Below are 17,618 nucleotides of genomic sequence, written 5' to 3'. Positions count from 1 at the left end.
TCCCGAAAAACGCTGTTGGCAGCGCTTGCCGCGCTTGCGCTAGTGACCGCTCCTGCTTTCGCTGGCGCGGGTGGAAACGGTGGTGGTCACGGCAATGGTGGTGGTCACGGCAATGGTGGTGGTCACGGCAATGGCGGCAAGTCCGGCAACAGCCGCTTCGCACGGCAAGTCGGCATCGGCTCACGCCGGAAAGAAGACCTCGGGCGACGACCAGGTCGCCGTCGACGACATTGAGGTCGCCGCGACGCCTAAGGACAAGAACATTCACGCCAAGCTTGGCNGACGACCAGGTCGCCGTCGACGACATTGAGGTCGCCGCGACGCCTAAGGACAAGAACATTCACGCCAAGCTTGGCCGGCTGAACTCGCTGCAGCGCAACATCAACGCCTATATGAACTCCAAGAGCAAAAAATTCGCCGGCATTCAGGCTTATGTGACAGGGTCGGCGGCCGCCAAGGGCGCCCAAGCCGCGGTAGATGCCGCCCAAGCCGAAGTCGACGCGTTGAACGCCAAATTGAACGACCCGAATACTCCGGCCGACCAAGTCCCGACCCAGGAGCAGATCGATGCAGCGCAGGCGGCGCTCGATGCCGCCAATATAGCGGCTACCGATGCTGCTGCCGCCGTCCCATCGCTGGATGACGCGCTCGCCGATATGGCCAACAAGCCGGTAGACGCCGAGGTCACCGAATGGGCCAACGGCGTGCTTGCCGAGAAGATCGACGAGATGGCTGCCAAACAGGCTCCTGAGCCAACACCGTAAGCCGAACGTTCAAGCCGCCGGGTCACACCCCCCCGGCGGCTTTTGGTGGCTCTACGGAACCCCTCAGGGAAAGCGTTACGCAGCGATGAGCCAAGCTCCGTTCACCGGCTTTTTTGTACATAAGCGGAACCTGAAATTTGGGGGCTTGTTGATAGAACGGCAGCGAGTGGGTGTTCGCTGCTGGTCGAGGTCCCGCAAGACTCGGCCGGGCTCGCATCACACCTGCCCCGGTACGGTGCGAGCCCATCGTCGCGCGACCAAGCGAGATCCCATGTGTCGGTCCATATTTGATACTAGGGGACGGCGGTTCATCATCACGATGGTTTATGGCACGTTGTCCGCCATGCCGAGCGCCAGACTCTGTCTTGGCCGTCTGCAGCAAGCGCTGGTCGATAGCGGCGGCCTTGAACGCCGCAAATGCTACGGCCGGACTGCAGCTTCCATCCTTGGCCTCCGCAATTAATCGGCACGCATTTCTATAGGCCGCCGCTTCCTTATTTGGCCACTGCGGGTTGGGACCCAGCCGTAGGGGAATGGCTTCCAAAAATTGTATGGAACCGTGGCGACGACCACACATTCTACCTAAGCGATCGATTCCTCGGATGTAGCCGTGACGACGGAAACATGCGGCACCTGGAAGAGAGGCTAAGTCGCATGAAAGACCAGTGGAATCCGACCACCAGTTCATCGAAGGCGCCCGCCGTAGCCAGCGCTGGGCGGAGAGAGAACTGGAATCCCTACAATCGACCATCCAAGAGACGCGCCGCATCCTAGAGGCCTCACGGAAGCTCTTGGAAAAGATTGCCGAGCGCGAACACCCTACCCAGCCGTAGGAATGGCCGGTGCAGTTGGGCAGCTTGTGGGGGCTTAACCGCACCGGCCACTGCGGGAAGATATGAGGCCCCCCGCGCTGCTTAAGATATAGGCATATTAGCAACCGAGCAAATTATCTCGCATTGCCATCTTGAAGGCTCAACCGCGAAGCCAACTTAGTTCGAGAGAATGGGCGGATTGGTGAACGCGATGTCGCCCCCCGGTAGCAGTGAGCATCTTTGGGCTTTGGACCTTGCCGACCTGCGCAAGCAGTTTGGAAAGTTCGTTCAAGAGCGCGGAACAGCGCCTCTTCAGTGGGACGAGCACACCAAGCTGTTCCATGAAGAACGAAGGGAGCGCTGCCAGGAAACGGACCCTACCGGGCAGTAGGGGAATCACTCAGACCGTCAACGACGAGATGGAAGCCGAGGTCGACGAAGCCGCCGTCGAGCGCCCCCACGAATAGCCATTTTGCCGTACGAATCCGTACGGTCGTTTTGATTGAAGAAAGGGTCTCGGCGGGCCTATAAAGATGGTGTTTACCATTGCCTTTTTGGGAGGATGCGATGGTTGCAACGCCCATAGATATCGCTCAAGCGGCCACTGCGAATACGGCCACCTTGCTGAAGTGGCAGAAGTCCATGGAGGAACGCGCCACATTTCGCCAGAACATGGATCAATCGCGCAGGGCGATTCAAGTTTCACGCGAACTGCTGGAGCGCCTTCGTCAACGTCATCGCGACGACAATAGCGTCGCGGATGCGCAAAAGGATTAGCCGCCAGGGCAGACGGTGAGACAGGTCCGGGAACCTTATTGCCGCAAACCGGTTCGGGCTGCTCGCCTACGCTCAGATCGAGGTCCCCGGCTAGAAGGCCGCTCGCTTCGTAGCCCAGCGATTTGACCGGAAAAAGAGTGCTGGTGCTCGAGAGCATCAACCGCGGCGCATAACCACTGACGTTGCCTGCTCCCCCTGAGGGCGTTAGTAGCCCGCAACCGGAACATCACATGTGCTGGTGCATTGCTAGTGAACGCCAATTCGACTGGGGCGCAAAATGCATCGCGCGATCACAAATGCATGGGCAATGGTGCGAGAAGCCATCGTTGGGTTCGTCAACGACAATGCTCTCAGCCATGGCGCGGCAATCGCTTTTTATGCCACAACATCGTTGGCGCCAATTCTGCTCATCGTGGTTGCAATTGCGGGTCTCGCATTCGGTCACGAGGCAGCCCAAGCGGCATTGTCCGCCCAAATCACAGGGATGATGGGTACAGAAAGCGCAAATATCCTGCAAACCGCATTGAAGAGCGCATCCGAAAAGCCATCCGGCGGCACCTGGGCGGCGGTGATTGGCATCATCACCTTGCTTGTGAGCGCTTCCGGGGTCTTCGGCGAAATACAGCAGTCTTTGAACATGATATGGAAGGTCGAAGCGCAGGGCAGTTCGTTGTCGCGCCTGGTGCGCGCACGTGCGGTAAGTCTGGGACTGGTCACCGCACTTGGCTTCATGTTGCTCGTCTCTCTAGTCGCGAGCGCGGCGATTTCGGCCCTAGGCAACCTCATCAACGCACAGTTGCCGTTCGGGACACTTGTACTGGCCGTTATCAACGCGATCGTTTCTTTTGTCCTCCTCGCAGCTATTTTCGCCGCTATCTTCAAGATCTTGCCTGATCGAACCCTGGAATGGCGGGATGTCTGGATTGGCGCTGTTGTAACCGCTGCCCTGTTCACGCTCGGGAAATCGCTTATCGGTTGGTATATAGGCTCCAGCGCGGTCGCGGCCTCATATGGGGCCGCCGGTGGGCTGCTCGTCATCCTGCTGTGGGCTTACTACTCGGCGGAAATTTTTCTTTTCGGTGCGGAAATCACTCGCGCCTATTCCATTCGACACGGCAGCAGGTCCGATCTGGATGCTGTGCTTCACGGTGCTTGACTGCAAAACATGCCACTAAAGACCAAATCGACTAGGCGCGCGGCGCACCGAATGGCCGCCTTCGCGACGCCACCCGCATCATCACCCGTCGGCGCCGACCGCATCACCGAGCAGGGCAGGCGAGCTGGATACGATCGACGCCATATGATGAGTGCAAGGGTCACTGGTGGGTCAAACCATCGCGGTCACAGTTTGAGTTGGTTAGGAAGACGCGGTTCAGCGGCGACGCGGACGGCGCTTGCGTATCGGCTTTGATCTCGCGCGCCTGCCGTCCGGCGCCTTCTTGGCGGCAGCGGAGCGGTACAGGTTCATGAGGTCAATCAGGAGCCGAATAATGGCAATTGCAGTTGCAGCATCGAGCCAGCCCGCAATGCTGTTGAGCATCGGGATTGTTCTCCAAGCTTACGACGTGAAAGCGGTCGAAGGACCTTGGCGGCAGTGCAATTCTTCGCCTAGGCAGGGACTGTCACCCATTGGTTGTGGCACTCAGTTGCCAGCTACCATGACATGAAAAAGGCCTCGGAAGGAGGCCTTTGGATGGTGTGAGCGAGAATCTCCACCAAACAAATTATCCCACGTTTTGTGCATGCAGCGCAAGCCGTTCGGCTTGGCCAAGGCGCGCTTGGCGCCTTGATGCTTGGCACCGTGACCGTCACCCCTGCTCTTCAGCCGCAGCCGATAGTCGCTGTCGGCAATTTCAGCTGCGGCAATGCGATGTCATTGTTGGCGCCAAGAAATCAGCTCTTCACGTTGCTTCCGCGAAATGTGATCCTTGCAAGCACCAAGCGCAAGCTCATCAGGCAGAGGGTGTAATGGACTTAGCGGGCGTTCTCATATTGTGAAACGCCGAACGGATCCCGGGTCCCTGGAAGGGCGGCAGCAAACGTCAGAGAGCCGCACTTCCAGGGAGGCTGGATCAATAGTCGTTGTTGTAATAGCGATCATCGCAAGGCGCCGTGTAGATCCGGCCGCGGCGGTCCTGGTAACGGCAAAGCTGTTCGCCGCGGCGCTGCGGCGTGGTCGACTGGCCGATGACGGCGCCGAGCAAGGCGCCGCCGGCGGCACCCACGACCGTGCTTTCGGTGTTGCCGCCCAGTGCCTGGCCGGCGAGGGCGCCGACACCGCCGCCAATGAGTGCGCCTGTGGTTGCCCTCTGCTGCTGTTCGGTTTGAGTCGCGCAGCCTGCAAGTGCTGCAGTCATGAGCACGGCGGCAATGGTTTGTCTGATGATCATCTTGGAACTCCTTTGGAGCCCCAAACGCGGATCGGGGCGAATGGTTGCCAGTTGCTGGCGCATTGCGGCCAAACGGCGGCACGCCCGCTCACGAAATGAGACGTGGTTTCTCGGGCCTTGAAGACAATGGTTGCCAAAGCGGAAACGGCCTGCGCGAACAGGTCAATAGCGCATCGGTTTGAATCCGCTTGAGGAGCAGCTACGCTGCCTCGTTGCGCATCGCCTTTTGCGCGGCGGCGATCAGGAATCCAGATCGGCTGCAGCCATGCCGTTCCGCATATTGATCGATGTGGTTGAGGACATCTTCCGGGATGGTGACGTTGACGCGCACGACCTTCTTCGCCTCGGCTTTCAGGGCAACCAGGACGGCGACCCGGTTGAGATTGTCATTGTTCGACACGACATCTTCCAGGGACGATGGCTCGGGAATGGCTTCGCCATCCTCGACAAGGCCTTCGAGATGGAAGGCCAGGGCCTCTTCGGCCATGGCGCGGGCGTCGTCCAGGCTGGTGCCGGCGGTGACCACGCCCGGAAAATCGGGAAAGGATACGCCGAAGTCGCTGTCCGCTTGCTTGTGGATCAGTCCGATATAGTGACGCACGGGTCGGTTCCCCAAGGAGCGGCTTCGAGGCTCGATCAGACTATCGAGCCATTCGACACAAACTGTCGAGGTATTCCTAATGGGACCGTAGGAAGCTGCCTAGTAGGTTGGGCATGCCCCAGGCAGACATTGCCTGGGCAACGGTCGAGAGTGTGGGGAAAGTGCCAAAGTTAGATGGCGGGAACCAGACTGTGCCTAGAGTTCGCGCCGCGCAGTACGTGCGCATGTCGACGGAACACCAGACCTACTCGATCGACAACCAAGCGGATGCCATTCGCGACTATGCCGACATCATGGCTTACGACATTGTCGCCACTTACGAGGACCTCGGTCGCAGCGGTTTAAACCTTGGAGGGCGCCCCGGTCTTCAGAAGCTGTTGGCCGATGTCGAAAGTGGGCGAGCCGATTTTGAGACGGTTGTGGTCTATGATGTAAGCCGTTGGGGGCGTTTTCAGAACATTGATGAAAGCGCAGCCTACGAATACCGATGCCAGATGGCCGGCGTCCGTATCGAATTTTGCGCCGAGCAATTCGCAAACGACGGCAGCATCGGGTCAGACGTCCTCAAAGCAATCAAACGGAGCATGGCTGCCGAGCAGAGCAGAATGCTCTCGCAAAAAGTCTTCATCGGCCAGGCGAGGTTGATCCGGCTGGGCTTCCGGCAGGGCGGGAAGGCCGCCTTTGGCCTGCGGCGCCTGCTTGTCGATCAACACGGCCGTTCAAAAGGCATCCTTTCATCCCACGAATACAAGAGCCAGCAGACGGATCGAATAGTTCTGGTGCTCGGCCCACCTGACGAGATTGCGACAGTAAAGTGGATCTTCAGTCACTTTGTCAGAACACGCAAGACAGAGCTGGAGATGGCAAGACTGCTGAACAAGCGCGGCGTGCTCAGCGATTTGCGGCGACCATGGACGCGGGAATCCGTCCACTCGGTGCTGACCAACGAAAATTACATTGGCAACAGCGTCTGGAACAAGCATTCGGCCCGGCTGAGAAGCCATCAAGTCCGTAATCCCCCCGAACAGTGGGTGCGGGTGGAAAACGTCCTGGAGCCGATCGTCGACCGCAAACTGTTCGACCGGGCGCAGATCGTGCTCAAGACCATCTATCGCCACATGACCAACGACGAGATGCTGGCTGCTCTTAGGGCACTTCTGGCTCGCCGTGGCGCCTTGTCGTTGGCCATGATCGACGCCGATCCGGGGTGCCCGCCGGCCCAACGCTACCAGTGGCGTTTTGGAACCATTGTCAAAGCCTATGAACTGATCGGATACGAGCCATCCAAAAACTACCGCTTCATCGGCGTGAACCGGCACCTGGAATCAATGAGGCTGCAGATTATCCGGGATCTTGTGGGCGCGATTGATAAGCAGGGCGGGGTTGCTGCCCATGACATGGCGATGGACCTCCTGCGGATAAACGAGGAGATCACGGTGGCGATTACAATGGGCCGATGCAGGGTTTCCGGCTTCGGCTATCCACGCTGGTTTTCCAAGGCCGATAAACGGCCACTACCCGACATTTTCGTCCTGATCCGTATGAATCCCGGCGACCTGACCGTCCGGGATTATTTGATTGCGCCTGCGCATGAGATCGCTGGCAAATCGGAACTGCATGCCATCAATGGGATACCGCTGGACAGCTATATTTTTCCCACGCTCAATCCCATTGTCAGGCTGGCAGAGCGAGAGCCTGTGGGGGGCGTGGCTTGGCAGTCAAGCGCTTACCCAAGGACGCCGCCTACCGTGCGTTGGAAAAGGGTGGCGACAGACATGCGAGCAATATTGTTGCTGGCGCATTAGGGTCCAAGAAGAGGCTTCGTTCACACGAATTTTTGGCGACCTACGATACGGAATGCAAACGCATGCGCGATTTCGTCACGCAAGCGGCTAAGTCTGAACAGAGCCTAGACCGGATAGTAGCGGCGCTCCACCTGATGATGCGCGACAAGCAATTCTGCGCCACGCTGGTGTCCGAGGGCTTCAGGACAATGCCAAGCCTACTGGCACATAGGTTGCGTGGCGCGACCCGCGAGCCGCAAATGTTCTGCTCTCCCGGAAAACCCGCTTCCGAGACAGGCGAGAACCGGAAAGCCGTTAACGGAATTTGCCCTGATGTCCTCGACCTGCTTCGGGACGCGCCGGTGAAAACAAAAATCTTCGGGTTGCTCCAGAAGGTGCTGCCAGCCAGGCAATTGGAGATTGCCCGGCTGATGGTGGCGATGGACCGGGTCAGGATCACCTACGCGAGACTACTCGTCGCTCTGACACCGCAAGCCCTGCTGGTCGAGGGTTTTAATCTCTCAACGATCACCACACAGGCGGAAGACCAGCGCGGCGCGATGGTGCTCGATGTCGGCGCGCTAAGCCTTGCGGTTCTCAGCGCCGCGGAACGTCATGGCCAGGTGGGCCTGGAGCTTGTCGCAGCCAACCGCTTTTTCGACCGGTTGATGGATAATTCCAGAGTGGTGCGGTATCTCGCCCGGACCTTTCCGGGGCATTTTGAAGAGTTTCACAGCTTCTCGATGCCATGCCTCGAACAGGGGCGCTAGATGGTCGGACGTCAACTCCTATACAAACCGATCGCCGTCGCCGGGATGCAAACAACAGAACCAATCTGACTTCTGTCCAGGCCTCGAAAACCCAAACCCGCCGAGCTTGCCGCAGCCAGAATGCTCGCAAAGCGATTTTCGATCGGCTCTCGGCCGCGCGGAATCGCTGTCATCCCTTCGGCAAGCCGGCTCGGTTCGTCGCTCATAACGGGTTGATCGGCCCGACCAGGCCGGGATGGTCGTTGGGCAACTTGTTGACGGCGCTCGTGTTCACCTCACGTCCAACGCGGTTGAACTGCAGCTGACCGTCGATGTCGTGGCTGAGAATGTCCTTGNTTTGTTGACGGCGCTCGTGTTCACCTCACGTCCAACGCGGTTGAACTGCAGCTGACCGTCGATGTCGTGGCTGAGAATGTCCTTGAGGCTGTCCTTGGGCGTCGCCGGGTCCAGCCAGGCGTCATAGTAGGCCGCGTCGAGAATGAGAGGCTGCCGATCATGCAACTGCTTCATCGGTTCTGCGGCAGGCTCGGTGATGATGGTGCAGCTGGTTATGTCGAGATTGGAATTGTAAGCCCAAAGCCCGGCGAACGAGAAAGGCGCGTGGCCTGGCTGGTAGATGTGCCAAGGGTCTTACTTGCCGTCGGCAGGCGATATCGTCCACTCGTAGAAGCCATCGGCAGGGATCAGGCAGCGCTTGGACTTGTAGGCGTCGCGGAAGGCGGGCGCTGTATCGATGCCCTCAATCCTGGCATTGAACATAGCCGCCTTGGGCATTTCCTTTGCCCAGAAAGGGACCAGCCACCAGCGCCCTTCACGCAGCCTGTGGTTGCCATCCTCACCGGCAGTGACGAATGGGACATCCTGAGTCGGCGCGATGTTGTACCGGGGCTCGTCGTTGCGGCCCGTCTCCGCCGGCGCAGTCAGGCGGTAGAGCCGGTGGATTTCCGACCACGACAGATATTTGGTGTAACGTCCGCACATCGCTCTGCCTCAGTTGCGCAGGAGTTCAGGCACGCTGAGCGGGCCAAGGTCGGAATTCTCCTATACTCGTCGCTGCGGCGCCAGACGCTGCGTTTCTCGGCGGCGGTGGCCGATTGATTGCCTTAGTAGCCTTGCGGAAGGCTCTGGGCGACCGCAGAGTTCGCCTTGGTGTGCGCTGTGGAGGCAAAAAGGCAAAGCCGACAACGATCATGCCATGTCCCTCTCACTGCCGACTTAGCAAAGGCTCTCGCAAGGAACGCCGTCCTTGTCGCGGTCGAGCTTGCCGCCCCAAGAGCAGTTGGCCAAGTACCAATTAGCCTCATCGCACGAACTGATCTGGGGACAAGTTCGCCGCGGCTGACAAGAATAGCTCTGCGCCACCTGCCCATTGCTCATCATGCCGAGTGGTTGTTTTGCAGACGGCTTGGTGGTGCCGTTCGCATGCTCTGCGCGCCAATCCCATGGCGCCTGAAACGCCCCAGCCCACAGACCGACCTTTCGCTGCCTGGGCCTTCGCCTGCTGTCCTGCGTAGGCTCCGTGGCTGTAGCGCGGCCAATCTAGTGCCAAGCCCCGCTCGACAAGCCAGCTCTGGACGTTGCGACCGTCGGCGCGATCGCAATCCCCAACAAGCCGGCCGTACCGGTCTCGGTTAACAAAGCTGCAGTGCAACGGACGCGATGCAGCCAGGAACTCGTGCAAGGCTTGGGCAGCATGGCGCCCGCAGGCGTATTCGAAGCCCTTACCGTCGTCGCAATATTGCTTACTCTCGGGCGCATCGATGCCGTTCAAGCGGATGCGCTGTCCGTGGATCTCGATCGTGTCGCCGTCGATCACAGACGCGACACCGGCGATCGGCGCCGGCTTCGAGCCGAACCAGTTCGATGCATTGATCTCTGGCAAACTTTCGCTGTGCTGGATGGCGGTTTGCGCGACCAGAGCGCCAGCCGCTACCGCAGTCACCAAAATCAGGCGCCGCGGCACATTCGCCCATCGGTGCGCACGGCTATGCTTGGCACCGGCTCGCTTTCGCCAGCGATCAGATCGATTGTCGTATCGGTATTTGTCCACGCCCTCTTCCCCGCAGGGAGGATGCGACTGTTTCAACAAAGAGTCCAGAAGACGAGACGCGCGGAATGCTAGCGCGGAAGCCGATGCGTGCCGACGCCCTCGACTTCGATCTCGGTTAAGCGGGTTCGATGGCCTGTTGGGGTGCATTCGGCTGTCGGGCCTGACCGGCGCGCTCCCGAAGGTGCATTCACGCGGGAAAACCCGCCTTTCTGAAGCCTGACATAAAAAGCTCGAGGGCAACCTGGTCGGCGAACGGGAAACCTGAAAACAACCGGACAGTCAGGTCGTGTTTCCTCGTCAGTGCTTCCTCGACTTCAACGCGCGCCTTCTGCGTCTCGCCCAAATGTGCGTACGCCGCTGCGAGGAACGCATGAATGAAGAATTGGTCGCCGGCCTTCTGGTACGAACTGATGGCCTCCACGTACCTTCCAAGCAGGAAGAGGGAGCTGCCCTTCACCTCCCAGAACCAAATTGGAGGTAACGGGTCGCGCAGGAGCGCAGTTTCGAGCACGTTCAGCGCCATCTCGGCCCGTCCGCCGTAGTTGAGCCAGCTTGCATAGTCCCCCGCTATGTTCATGTCTAGCGGGTTCAACGAGCGCGCTTGCTCGAAATGCACTCCCGCATCGCTGTGCTGGCGCATGTGCGTAAGCACCAGCCCCATGCTCTGGTGACAGACGCCATCGCTCCTGTCGAGAGCGAGCGCCGTTCGTGCCGACTCCCAGGCCTTCTGTAGCGTCCGCGGATCGTTGTCGTACCAAAATCTGCCGACGAGGGCCTGCGCGAGGAAGCCGTGGCCTTGAGCGAACGTCGAATCGAGCTCGACACACCGGACGAATAGGGGCTCGGCCATGTCCAGTTCATACCGGTAGAACTGCGCGCGCCCCTGCAGGTAATAGTCGTATGCATCCCAATCGGCGGGAGGCTTGCGTCTTGTCCGGCTCGTCGAATCGGCCTCCGCCCGGCCTTCGACCATCGAGGCGATGAGAGCCGCAACCTCGTCTTGCAATGCGAAGATGTCGTCGAGGGCCCTGTCGTACCGTTGGGCCCACAGGTGGGTGCCGGTGGCGGCGTCAATCAATTGTGTGGTGATCCGAATGCGATCACCGAGCTTTCGCATGCTGCCTTCGACGAGGTAGCGAACTCCGAGTTTGCGATGGGCTTCGGCAATGTCCAATGCCGTATGGCGAAACTGAAAAGATGAATTGCGCGCGATGACAAGGAGGGAGCGGAACCTGGCCAGCTCCGTAATTATGTCCTCGGTTATGCCATCGCTGAGATACTGCTGGTCCTGATCGCCGCTCAAATTGGCAAAAGGCAGGACCGCAATCGACGGCTTGCCGGACTCTGGTATCGCTCTGCGGGATGCGCTCGCCACCGGCTCGACAGTCCCGGTGAAGCGGTAGCCGACGCGAGGCACCGTGGCGATCCACTCGCCGCCGTTGTCAGCCGGACCGAGTGCCTTTCTCAGTGTCGCTATTTGGACCGTAAGGTTGCCTTCCTCAACGGCGGTTCCCGGCCAGGCAGCGTCCATCAGTTCGGCCTTGGTCAGGATCTCGCCGGGCCGGGCCGTGAGCGCAGCAACCAGCGTCAGCCCACGATGCCCAACAACGATCGGGATCTGCTCTTTCAGGAGCGTCCCGATGTCGGGATCGAGTACGAACGGACCAAAAGCGATGCGTGTCCCCTGCATCTGGGCATATTAGACGTTCCGGCGGATTTCGGAACAGTGTCGGCACCGCTTTAATCCCCGGGGCGCTTTCGAGGCCTATGCCCAGAACGCGGCCACCTGTCCATCGATCAGAAGATAGCGATCGGGCGCTGGCCGCTGCGCAACAAGGCGGCATTGCCGCGCGGCCATTTCGGGCCATGGGTGGAGAAGCAAGGGTGCCTTTTAAGCAGCATGCCCGAGCTATGCATGCGGCTGGGTGCCAGGCGCCAGTACGCGAGACGGCCAGGACAGCGGGCGGCGAAGCGACTGGACGACGAAATATCGCGACCTGGTTCGGTCATGACTCCGCCCCGTTTTCGGTAGTTTCACTCGTCGCAGGTGCCGTTTGGCCACCGCACCCGCGTTCAACGGGTACTAGCTTAGCAAAATGGCCAGGCGAGTTATATTCTGCTCGCCAAGCGCACTCGAGATGATTTCTACCAAGCCGCAACCTATTTCAAAGCTAGACCAGCCTCCACCAATCGCCGGAACGCTTCCGATCTGGTGGGAAGATCTGGCTGAGTGCGACGCCATTCGTCTACGCGAGCAAGTAGGTCGGTCGAGAGCCGCAACTCGAAGCGTTCAGTTTTGTTGTCGACAGGATCAGGAACGTTTGACAATAGCGGTGTCCGTAATGTACGGTATGTACGTAATGTGGTTCACTCTTCGTGACCGAACGTCGTGCAACAACACGTCGTTCGGCCTAGCCACAACCCAAGCTGTGTGGAGTTCGGATCGTGGCTGACTCCGACAATACCACGACTTTGTCTCTCGTCACCCGCAGGAGAGCAATTGTGGGAACGACAAATGCAGCTGCGAGACTCAGCCTAAGCGCATTTGCTTACAGCGATCCGGGCGCGAGCCGATCAATTAGTCCTGCACTAGCGCGCGGTGCGGATGTCGGCAGGCTCATGAACAGACTGAATGGGTGTGCCTTCAGCAGCAGGACCTGAACAGAAACCAGACCGCCAAACTCACTATCAAGCCCGAGGATTTAAGAGCCGGACACCTTCACCTCTCTGCCTACAGACAAGAATTCGACCCCCGCTTTTGTCAGGGCCGCTTCAATGGCCTGCAAAGTGCTAATCCGGGAATCCACCTTGCCGTTTTCCAACCGGACCAGCGCGTTAAGCGAAACAATAGCCTTGTCAGCGAGTTCCTGCTGAGACCAACCCAGCAAAGCTCGTGCGGCTCGAATCTGTCGTGGACTGACCATGGGTCCACAATTGGCAGGCAGATTTTCTTTGCTACCGATAGGGTTCTTTTACACCCTATAAGGTATACGAAATGGCGATTCGGCTTTCAGATAACGTACCGACAGACTCTCTGTCGGCTGGCTAATGGAGCATCGAAAAGCCTTGTTGAAACCGCAGCGCTTCGTCCTCCTTCGGACGGAGCCGAAGCCAAAGATCGACAGTGACCCTCATCCCGCCGATCAGCATGTCGGCAGGCAGATTGCGACCGTCCGCGTCCAGTCGGACGTATCGCAGGCCCAACTTGCCCGATCCATAGGCATCAGCTTCCAGCAGCTCCAGAAATACGAGAACGCGCGGAATCGCGTGAGCGCTTCGATGCTCTACGAAATCGCCAGGTCGCTCGGCGTTCCTGTCAGCCGCTTCTTCGAAGGTCTGCCGGGAAACGATGAGACCCGCGTCGAGGCGCGGCCCCTGCCGGTCGATGAGCGCCTGGATTTCATCGCCAGCGCGGAGGGTCGGCGCCTGATTGAGGGGCTAGTGAACCTTCCACCGCGTCTGCGTGGTCGCATCTCGTCCCTGGTCTCAGCGCTAGGGGAAGAACTGGTCCTGCTAGACACGAAGGCAGAGAGCGGGACGGCCGGCGAGTCCGCGCCGGCCGAATGCAAGACCGTCTGACGGTCGATCGCGGTAGTCAGCCGAATTTTCGGGCAGCGGGCACGGTGATGCGGCCGCAAGCCGAGGATACTTTGATCTCGACGCCGAACGCCCGAGAGCGCGTCGCGAATTCCTCAAGCATGTCTCGCGCCTCGCTTCCAGTGATGGCGACGGGCACCAGTCTGCCCGTTGCGGATCCGGGAGACTGAGTTTCCGCCCCGATCGCGACGGGCAGGAGGTCTATTTCTGTGAGGCTTCCGCCGGCGTCATAGCGGCAAGCGGCGACGATGCTTTGCCAGACTTCCGGTGGATCCCATTCGGTTTCGTCGGCGTGGACGTGGAAGAGAAAATTTCCGAGGCCATAGAAGATCGGCGCGCCATTGTAGATTTCCACCGCCTGCAGCACCGGAGCGCCGTGGCTGACGAAGAGGTTGGCGCCGGCGTCAATGCACATCCTAGCAAAGGTCTGCACCCAGCGCGGCACGTCCTGCCAGCCTGGTTCCCAATGATGGTGGTGCAGATAGGCAATGACGAAATCGCCCTGTGCCGCCGCGTGCCGGATGGCGGCCAGATGGACACTTGCACTCTGCTGATCGACTTCGATCATACGGCCGAAGTCTGCGGCTTGCGTGAACACGGTGCCGTAGAAATTGATCTCCGTGCCGGCCGACACCTCTACCGGGTCCTCCGGTTGCGCATAGTTGGCCAGTTCAAAGGGGAGCTTTGCAAATGAGCGCCCAGCCTTGCCAGTCTGCTGAAATGTCCGTCCGGTACCCCGATCTTGCGACAGGTGTTCAGACGATTGACGCCGGGCCGAGCCGGCCGGAAGGCCGTGCGGTCTTCGGCATACATGTTGGTCGGGCCGGGGCCTGCATCCATCGCAAGAAGCGCGACCTCGCGCGCGCCCAGCCGGCGGCGGCCCGGTTTCCTCGCGTCAGTCTCGTCGGCCCCGATGCCGGCATGCAGGAGACCGCGCGCTTCCACTTCCTCCAGGGTCGAGAGGATGCCGCCAGCGCCGAGATCGAAGGCGTGGTTGTTTGCCAGAGCAAGCGCGTTGAAACCGATGGCCTGCAATGCGTCGAGCACTTCAGCCCTGGAATATCCGAAGTATTTGCCCTTGGTCGGCCACCCGCCGTGCTTACCCAGGATCGTCGACTCGAAGTTGGTGAAGACGACGTCGCCTTGGCGCAGGAAATCCGTAACCGCGATGAAGCGTTCGTTTTTGACGTCACGTATGTCGTGCTTGATCAGGGATTGGCCGGTGACGACCGCGCAGAACTGGTCTTTCATGGAACTCGCCTTGAAGGAGGGTAGGGCGCAGGCGCCGGCGTTCCGGCCAGCGCCACGTCAATGTCGAAGTCGGTTGCCNGAGATATCGCTCTTGAACCATTTCAGGCTCAGCGCCTTGATCGTCCCATCCTTGGTGGCCGCGTCGATGGCCGCGTTGAACCTGGCGAGCAACTCCGTATCGTCTTTGCGCAGACCTGCGCCGACGCCCGGCCCCCAGAGCCCGCCATTCAGTTCAGGGCCGAAAAACACCACATCCGAGCCGGAAGGCGTCTCCAGAAAATCGCGCCAGGTGAAATAGTCGGCGAGGCCGCCGTCGATGCGACCCGCGGCAAGATCGAGCTTCATGTTGTCCTGGCTGTCATAACTGCGAATGGTCACGACATCGCCCAGCATTTCCTTCACGACTGCTTCCGAATTGGACGAGCGCAAGGCTCCGATCGCCTTGCCGGCGAGTGTCGATCTGAGGCGCTCGATGGTTGCCTTCTCTTTGTCGCCGATGGTCGAAAGGTTGACCTTTTCCTTGGTGTCGCCGGCGTCGAGACCCAGGTCCTTGCGCACCACGAACTGGTTGAAGCCGGTGGCGTAGGGGATCGAGAACGCGATCGACTGCTTGCGTTTTTCCGTGATCGCCATGCCAGACATGATCACGTCGAACTTGCCGACAAGCAGTGCCGGGATGATCCCGTCCCAATCCTGCGGGACGAAGGTACATTTGATCTCGATNGTCGAACTTGCCGACAAGCAGTGCCGGGATGATCCCGTCCCAATCCTGCGGGACGAAGGTACATTTGATCTCGATCCGACGGCACAGCTCCTGCCCAACATCGATATCGTAGCCATAGAGTTGACCGTTCGCGTCGGTGCCGTCCCAGGGCGGCGAGGCGCCTTCAGCGGCAATCGATATGACGCGCTCGCTTTGCGCGCTCGCCGGGACTGCCGACATCAGGGATACGATAGAAACAGCAATAGCCAGGGGTATGCGCATGATGCACCTCTTCGTTGGTTGGATGGAAAGGGGAGCCCAGAACCTAGGCGTCAGGGCAGGGGCGTCGTGATCTCTGGGTCAGGTAGGGCGGGGCGCAATCGCGCCTTTCGTCGGCGAACCGGATGGCCGTCGGTCGACAGCCATCGCTCCAGCAACTGGATCGCTTTCACCGCGATCGAGGTGAGCGATAGGTAGATCGCTCCGGCGACGATGNAGCCATCGCTCCAGCAACTGGATCGCTTTCACCGCGATCGAGGTGAGCGATAGGTAGATCGCTCCGGCGACGATGAAGATTTCGTACGGCGCGAACGTGGTCGACACCATCAGTCTCGCCATGCCGGTGATCTCAAGCAGCGTCACGGTGCTCGCGAGCGACGAGCCCTTGATCATCCCGACGATCTCGTTGCCGTAGGCCGGGAGCGATATCCTGAAAGCGATCGGGAAGGTGACCAGGCGAGCGATCTGGAAGCGTTTCAAGCCGAGAGATGTGGCCGCCTCGGTGACACCCTTCGGCACGGACTGGAGACCGCGGCACAGGATCTCGGTGGTGTGTGCCGCGCTGTTCAGCGAAAATGTCAGAAGGGCACACCAGAAGGGGTCGCGCAGGATCACCCAGAAGATGCTTGTTCGCACCGCCTCGATCTGAGCGAGGCCGTAGTAGAGCAGAAAGAGCTGAACCAGCATCGGCGTTCCGCGGATCACATAGGTGTATGCGAGCACCGCGAGCGAGAAGCCGGGACGTCCGAACGCGCGGATGAAGGCCAGCGGCACGGAAAGAAGAAATCCGGCCGTCAGCGACAAGACCGTCAGGGTCAAAGTGAGACCAACGCCCGAAGGCAAGACAACCAGTGCGTCAAATATCAAGCCGAGGTTCATGGGCCTTCCCTCCTACCGGCCGAGAGCCGGATAGCGCCGCTCAGTCAGCCGGATCGACAGCAACGTGACGGTGGTCAGCGAGAGATAGAGAGCGGAGGCCGCAAGGTAGAAAGTCAATGGTGCGCGCAAGGATCCGGCCCCCACATACGCAACGCGCATGATGTCGGTCAGGCCGACGATCGAGACCAGTGCGGTATCCTTGAAGAGCGAAATCCAGAGATTGCCATAGGCAGGCAGCGCCAGCCGCAGCATCTGCGGACCGATGACGAACATCCAGCGCTGCCAGGCGTTCAGCCCAAGCGACTTTGCCGCTTCGGTTTGGCCCGCTGGCACTGCCGCAATCGCGCCGCGAAACACTTCGGTCGCATAACCGCTGAAAATGACCGAGAGCGCGATAACCCCTGCGGTGAATGCGTTCACCTCGACATACCGGCCGGCGATCTTGCTGGCGAGCGTGGTTCCGCCGAAGTAGATGNCCTGCGGTGAATGCGTTCACCTCGACATACCGGCCGGCGATCTTGCTGGCGAGCGTGGTTCCGCCGAAGTAGATGAGCAGGATAACGAGAAGTTCTGGTACACCACGGACGACTGTGGTGTAGGCGGCCACGACCGCGTTGAGGCGCGGCTTTGCCGTGCCCTTCGAAATCGCCAAAAACAGCCCGAATGCCGTACCCAGGCAGCCGCTGACAAGAGCCAGGCTTATGGTCACGGTAAGTGCGACAACAAACTGAGTAGTAAAACCACCGATGGGGCGCTTTCCTCGGCTCGCAATTGCCGCAGGATATGTCGGTCTTTATTGCCGAGACCAAACCATATAACCCAAGGTTGCGAGTTGTTATATTTATAATGTGGAGTTAACTTGAGATACCGGCCAATTCTAACGCTTGAAATTACACACTCAATCTATAACTTTTATTATTTTATCTATAACGCGTCGTTATATACTGAGGCAGTTCGTTGC

General features: G+C 59.5%; 17 protein-coding genes and 3 pseudogenes. 5 read left to right on the top strand and 15 right to left on the bottom strand.

Going from position 1 to position 17,618, the window contains the following annotated elements; translation table 11 throughout:
- The first annotated feature begins 2,143 nt into the window (after nt 1-2,143).
- A complete protein-coding gene (locus tag X757_RS144490; RefSeq protein WP_023669236.1) occupies nt 2,144-2,353 on the top strand; it encodes a hypothetical protein in 210 nt (69 codons plus the stop codon).
- Between the two features lie 277 nt (nt 2,354-2,630).
- Entirely contained in the window at nt 2,631-3,509 is an 879-nt protein-coding gene (locus tag X757_RS144495) for a YihY/virulence factor BrkB family protein (RefSeq protein WP_023726957.1), read from the top strand.
- A gap of 216 nt (nt 3,510-3,725) precedes the next feature.
- Here X757_RS144495 and X757_RS1000000168080 read toward each other — a convergent pair whose 3' ends face one another.
- The 3 genes from X757_RS1000000168080 to X757_RS144510 all read right to left on the bottom strand — a co-directional run bounded on the left by X757_RS1000000168080 (nt 3,726) and on the right by X757_RS144510 (nt 5,344).
- Entirely contained in the window at nt 3,726-3,893 is a 168-nt protein-coding gene (locus X757_RS1000000168080; RefSeq protein WP_023669234.1) for a hypothetical protein, read from the bottom strand.
- A 532-nt stretch (nt 3,894-4,425) separates the two neighbouring features.
- Nucleotides 4,426-4,743 (bottom strand): YMGG-like glycine zipper-containing protein, encoded by a 318-nt coding sequence (locus X757_RS144505; RefSeq protein ID WP_023690487.1) that lies wholly within the window; start codon nt 4,741-4,743, stop codon nt 4,426-4,428.
- 199 nt (nt 4,744-4,942) lie between these two features.
- Complete coding sequence (locus X757_RS144510; protein ID WP_023726956.1) at nt 4,943-5,344, bottom strand: type II toxin-antitoxin system HicB family antitoxin; 402 nt, start codon at nt 5,342-5,344, stop codon at nt 4,943-4,945.
- Between the two features lie 113 nt (nt 5,345-5,457).
- Between X757_RS144510 and X757_RS144515 the strand changes: the two genes are divergently transcribed.
- Nucleotides 5,458-7,149, top strand: coding sequence for a recombinase family protein (locus X757_RS144515; RefSeq protein ID WP_084629601.1), 1,692 nt, complete (start codon nt 5,458-5,460; stop codon nt 7,147-7,149).
- Nucleotides 7,056-7,898, top strand: coding sequence for a plasmid partitioning protein RepB C-terminal domain-containing protein (locus tag X757_RS144520; RefSeq protein WP_245275086.1), 843 nt, complete (start codon nt 7,056-7,058; stop codon nt 7,896-7,898). Before X757_RS144515 ends, X757_RS144520 begins: the two co-directional genes overlap by 94 nt.
- A gap of 270 nt (nt 7,899-8,168) precedes the next feature.
- On the opposite strand, the pseudogene X757_RS01000000165070 reads toward X757_RS144520, so the two are convergent.
- The 5 genes and pseudogenes from X757_RS01000000165070 to X757_RS144530 form a co-directional block, all read right to left on the bottom strand.
- A pseudogene (locus X757_RS01000000165070) lies at nt 8,169-8,879 on the bottom strand (SOS response-associated peptidase).
- A 234-nt stretch (nt 8,880-9,113) separates the two neighbouring features.
- Nucleotides 9,114-9,275, bottom strand: a complete 162-nt coding sequence (locus X757_RS1000000169760) for an excalibur calcium-binding domain-containing protein (RefSeq protein WP_352723686.1) — start codon at nt 9,273-9,275, stop codon at nt 9,114-9,116.
- A complete protein-coding gene (locus X757_RS1000000169435) occupies nt 9,199-9,948 on the bottom strand; it encodes a thermonuclease family protein (protein WP_280938705.1) in 750 nt (249 codons plus the stop codon). Before X757_RS1000000169435 ends, X757_RS1000000169760 begins: the two co-directional genes overlap by 77 nt.
- Before the next feature lie 187 nt (nt 9,949-10,135).
- Nucleotides 10,136-11,638, bottom strand: coding sequence for a winged helix-turn-helix domain-containing tetratricopeptide repeat protein (locus X757_RS144525; RefSeq protein WP_023726953.1), 1,503 nt, complete (start codon nt 11,636-11,638; stop codon nt 10,136-10,138).
- 1,012 nt (nt 11,639-12,650) lie between these two features.
- Complete coding sequence (locus tag X757_RS144530) at nt 12,651-12,872, bottom strand: helix-turn-helix domain-containing protein (RefSeq protein WP_023726952.1); 222 nt, start codon at nt 12,870-12,872, stop codon at nt 12,651-12,653.
- 145 nt (nt 12,873-13,017) lie between these two features.
- Between X757_RS144530 and X757_RS144535 the strand changes: the two genes are divergently transcribed.
- The gene (locus X757_RS144535; RefSeq protein WP_198024412.1) at nt 13,018-13,527 is read left to right on the top strand and encodes a helix-turn-helix domain-containing protein; all 510 of its coding nucleotides are present in this window, start codon (nt 13,018-13,020) and stop codon (nt 13,525-13,527) included.
- 16 nt (nt 13,528-13,543) lie between these two features.
- On the opposite strand, the gene X757_RS1000000169565 is transcribed toward X757_RS144535, so the two are convergent.
- The 7 genes and pseudogenes from X757_RS1000000169565 to X757_RS1000000169750 all read right to left on the bottom strand — a co-directional run.
- Nucleotides 13,544-14,179, bottom strand: coding sequence for a CapA family protein (locus X757_RS1000000169565; RefSeq protein ID WP_306413635.1), 636 nt, complete (start codon nt 14,177-14,179; stop codon nt 13,544-13,546).
- 2 nt (nt 14,180-14,181) lie between these two features.
- A complete protein-coding gene (locus X757_RS1000000169560; RefSeq protein ID WP_306413634.1) occupies nt 14,182-14,796 on the bottom strand; it encodes a CapA family protein in 615 nt (204 codons plus the stop codon).
- Nucleotides 14,797-14,853: 57 nt separating this feature from the next.
- Nucleotides 14,854-15,537 (bottom strand): transporter substrate-binding domain-containing protein, encoded by a 684-nt coding sequence (locus X757_RS01000000165055; protein ID WP_373432848.1) that lies wholly within the window; start codon nt 15,535-15,537, stop codon nt 14,854-14,856.
- Between the two features lie 109 nt (nt 15,538-15,646).
- Nucleotides 15,647-15,739 (bottom strand): annotated as a pseudogene (locus X757_RS1000000169755) (ABC transporter substrate-binding protein); the annotation flags it as partial.
- 120 nt (nt 15,740-15,859) lie between these two features.
- Nucleotides 15,860-16,657: an ABC transporter permease gene (locus tag X757_RS144540; protein WP_023726951.1), complete on the bottom strand. Its 798-nt coding sequence runs from the start codon at nt 16,655-16,657 to the stop codon at nt 15,860-15,862.
- Between the two features lie 12 nt (nt 16,658-16,669).
- Nucleotides 16,670-17,077 carry an ABC transporter permease subunit gene (locus X757_RS1000000168075; RefSeq protein ID WP_373432847.1) on the bottom strand — a complete coding sequence of 136 codons (408 nt, stop codon included), beginning with the start codon at nt 17,075-17,077 and terminating at the stop codon, nt 16,670-16,672.
- A gap of 142 nt (nt 17,078-17,219) precedes the next feature.
- A pseudogene (locus X757_RS1000000169750) lies at nt 17,220-17,366 on the bottom strand (arginine ABC transporter permease ArtQ); the annotation flags it as partial.
- Between the last annotated feature and the right edge of the window lie 252 nt (nt 17,367-17,618).

Source organism: Mesorhizobium sp. LSHC412B00, assembly GCF_000503035.1.
Taxonomy (GTDB): Bacteria; Pseudomonadota; Alphaproteobacteria; order Rhizobiales; family Rhizobiaceae; genus Mesorhizobium.
Note: the sequence above shows the minus strand (reverse complement) of the source record. Positions and strands in the feature narration are given on the sequence as shown.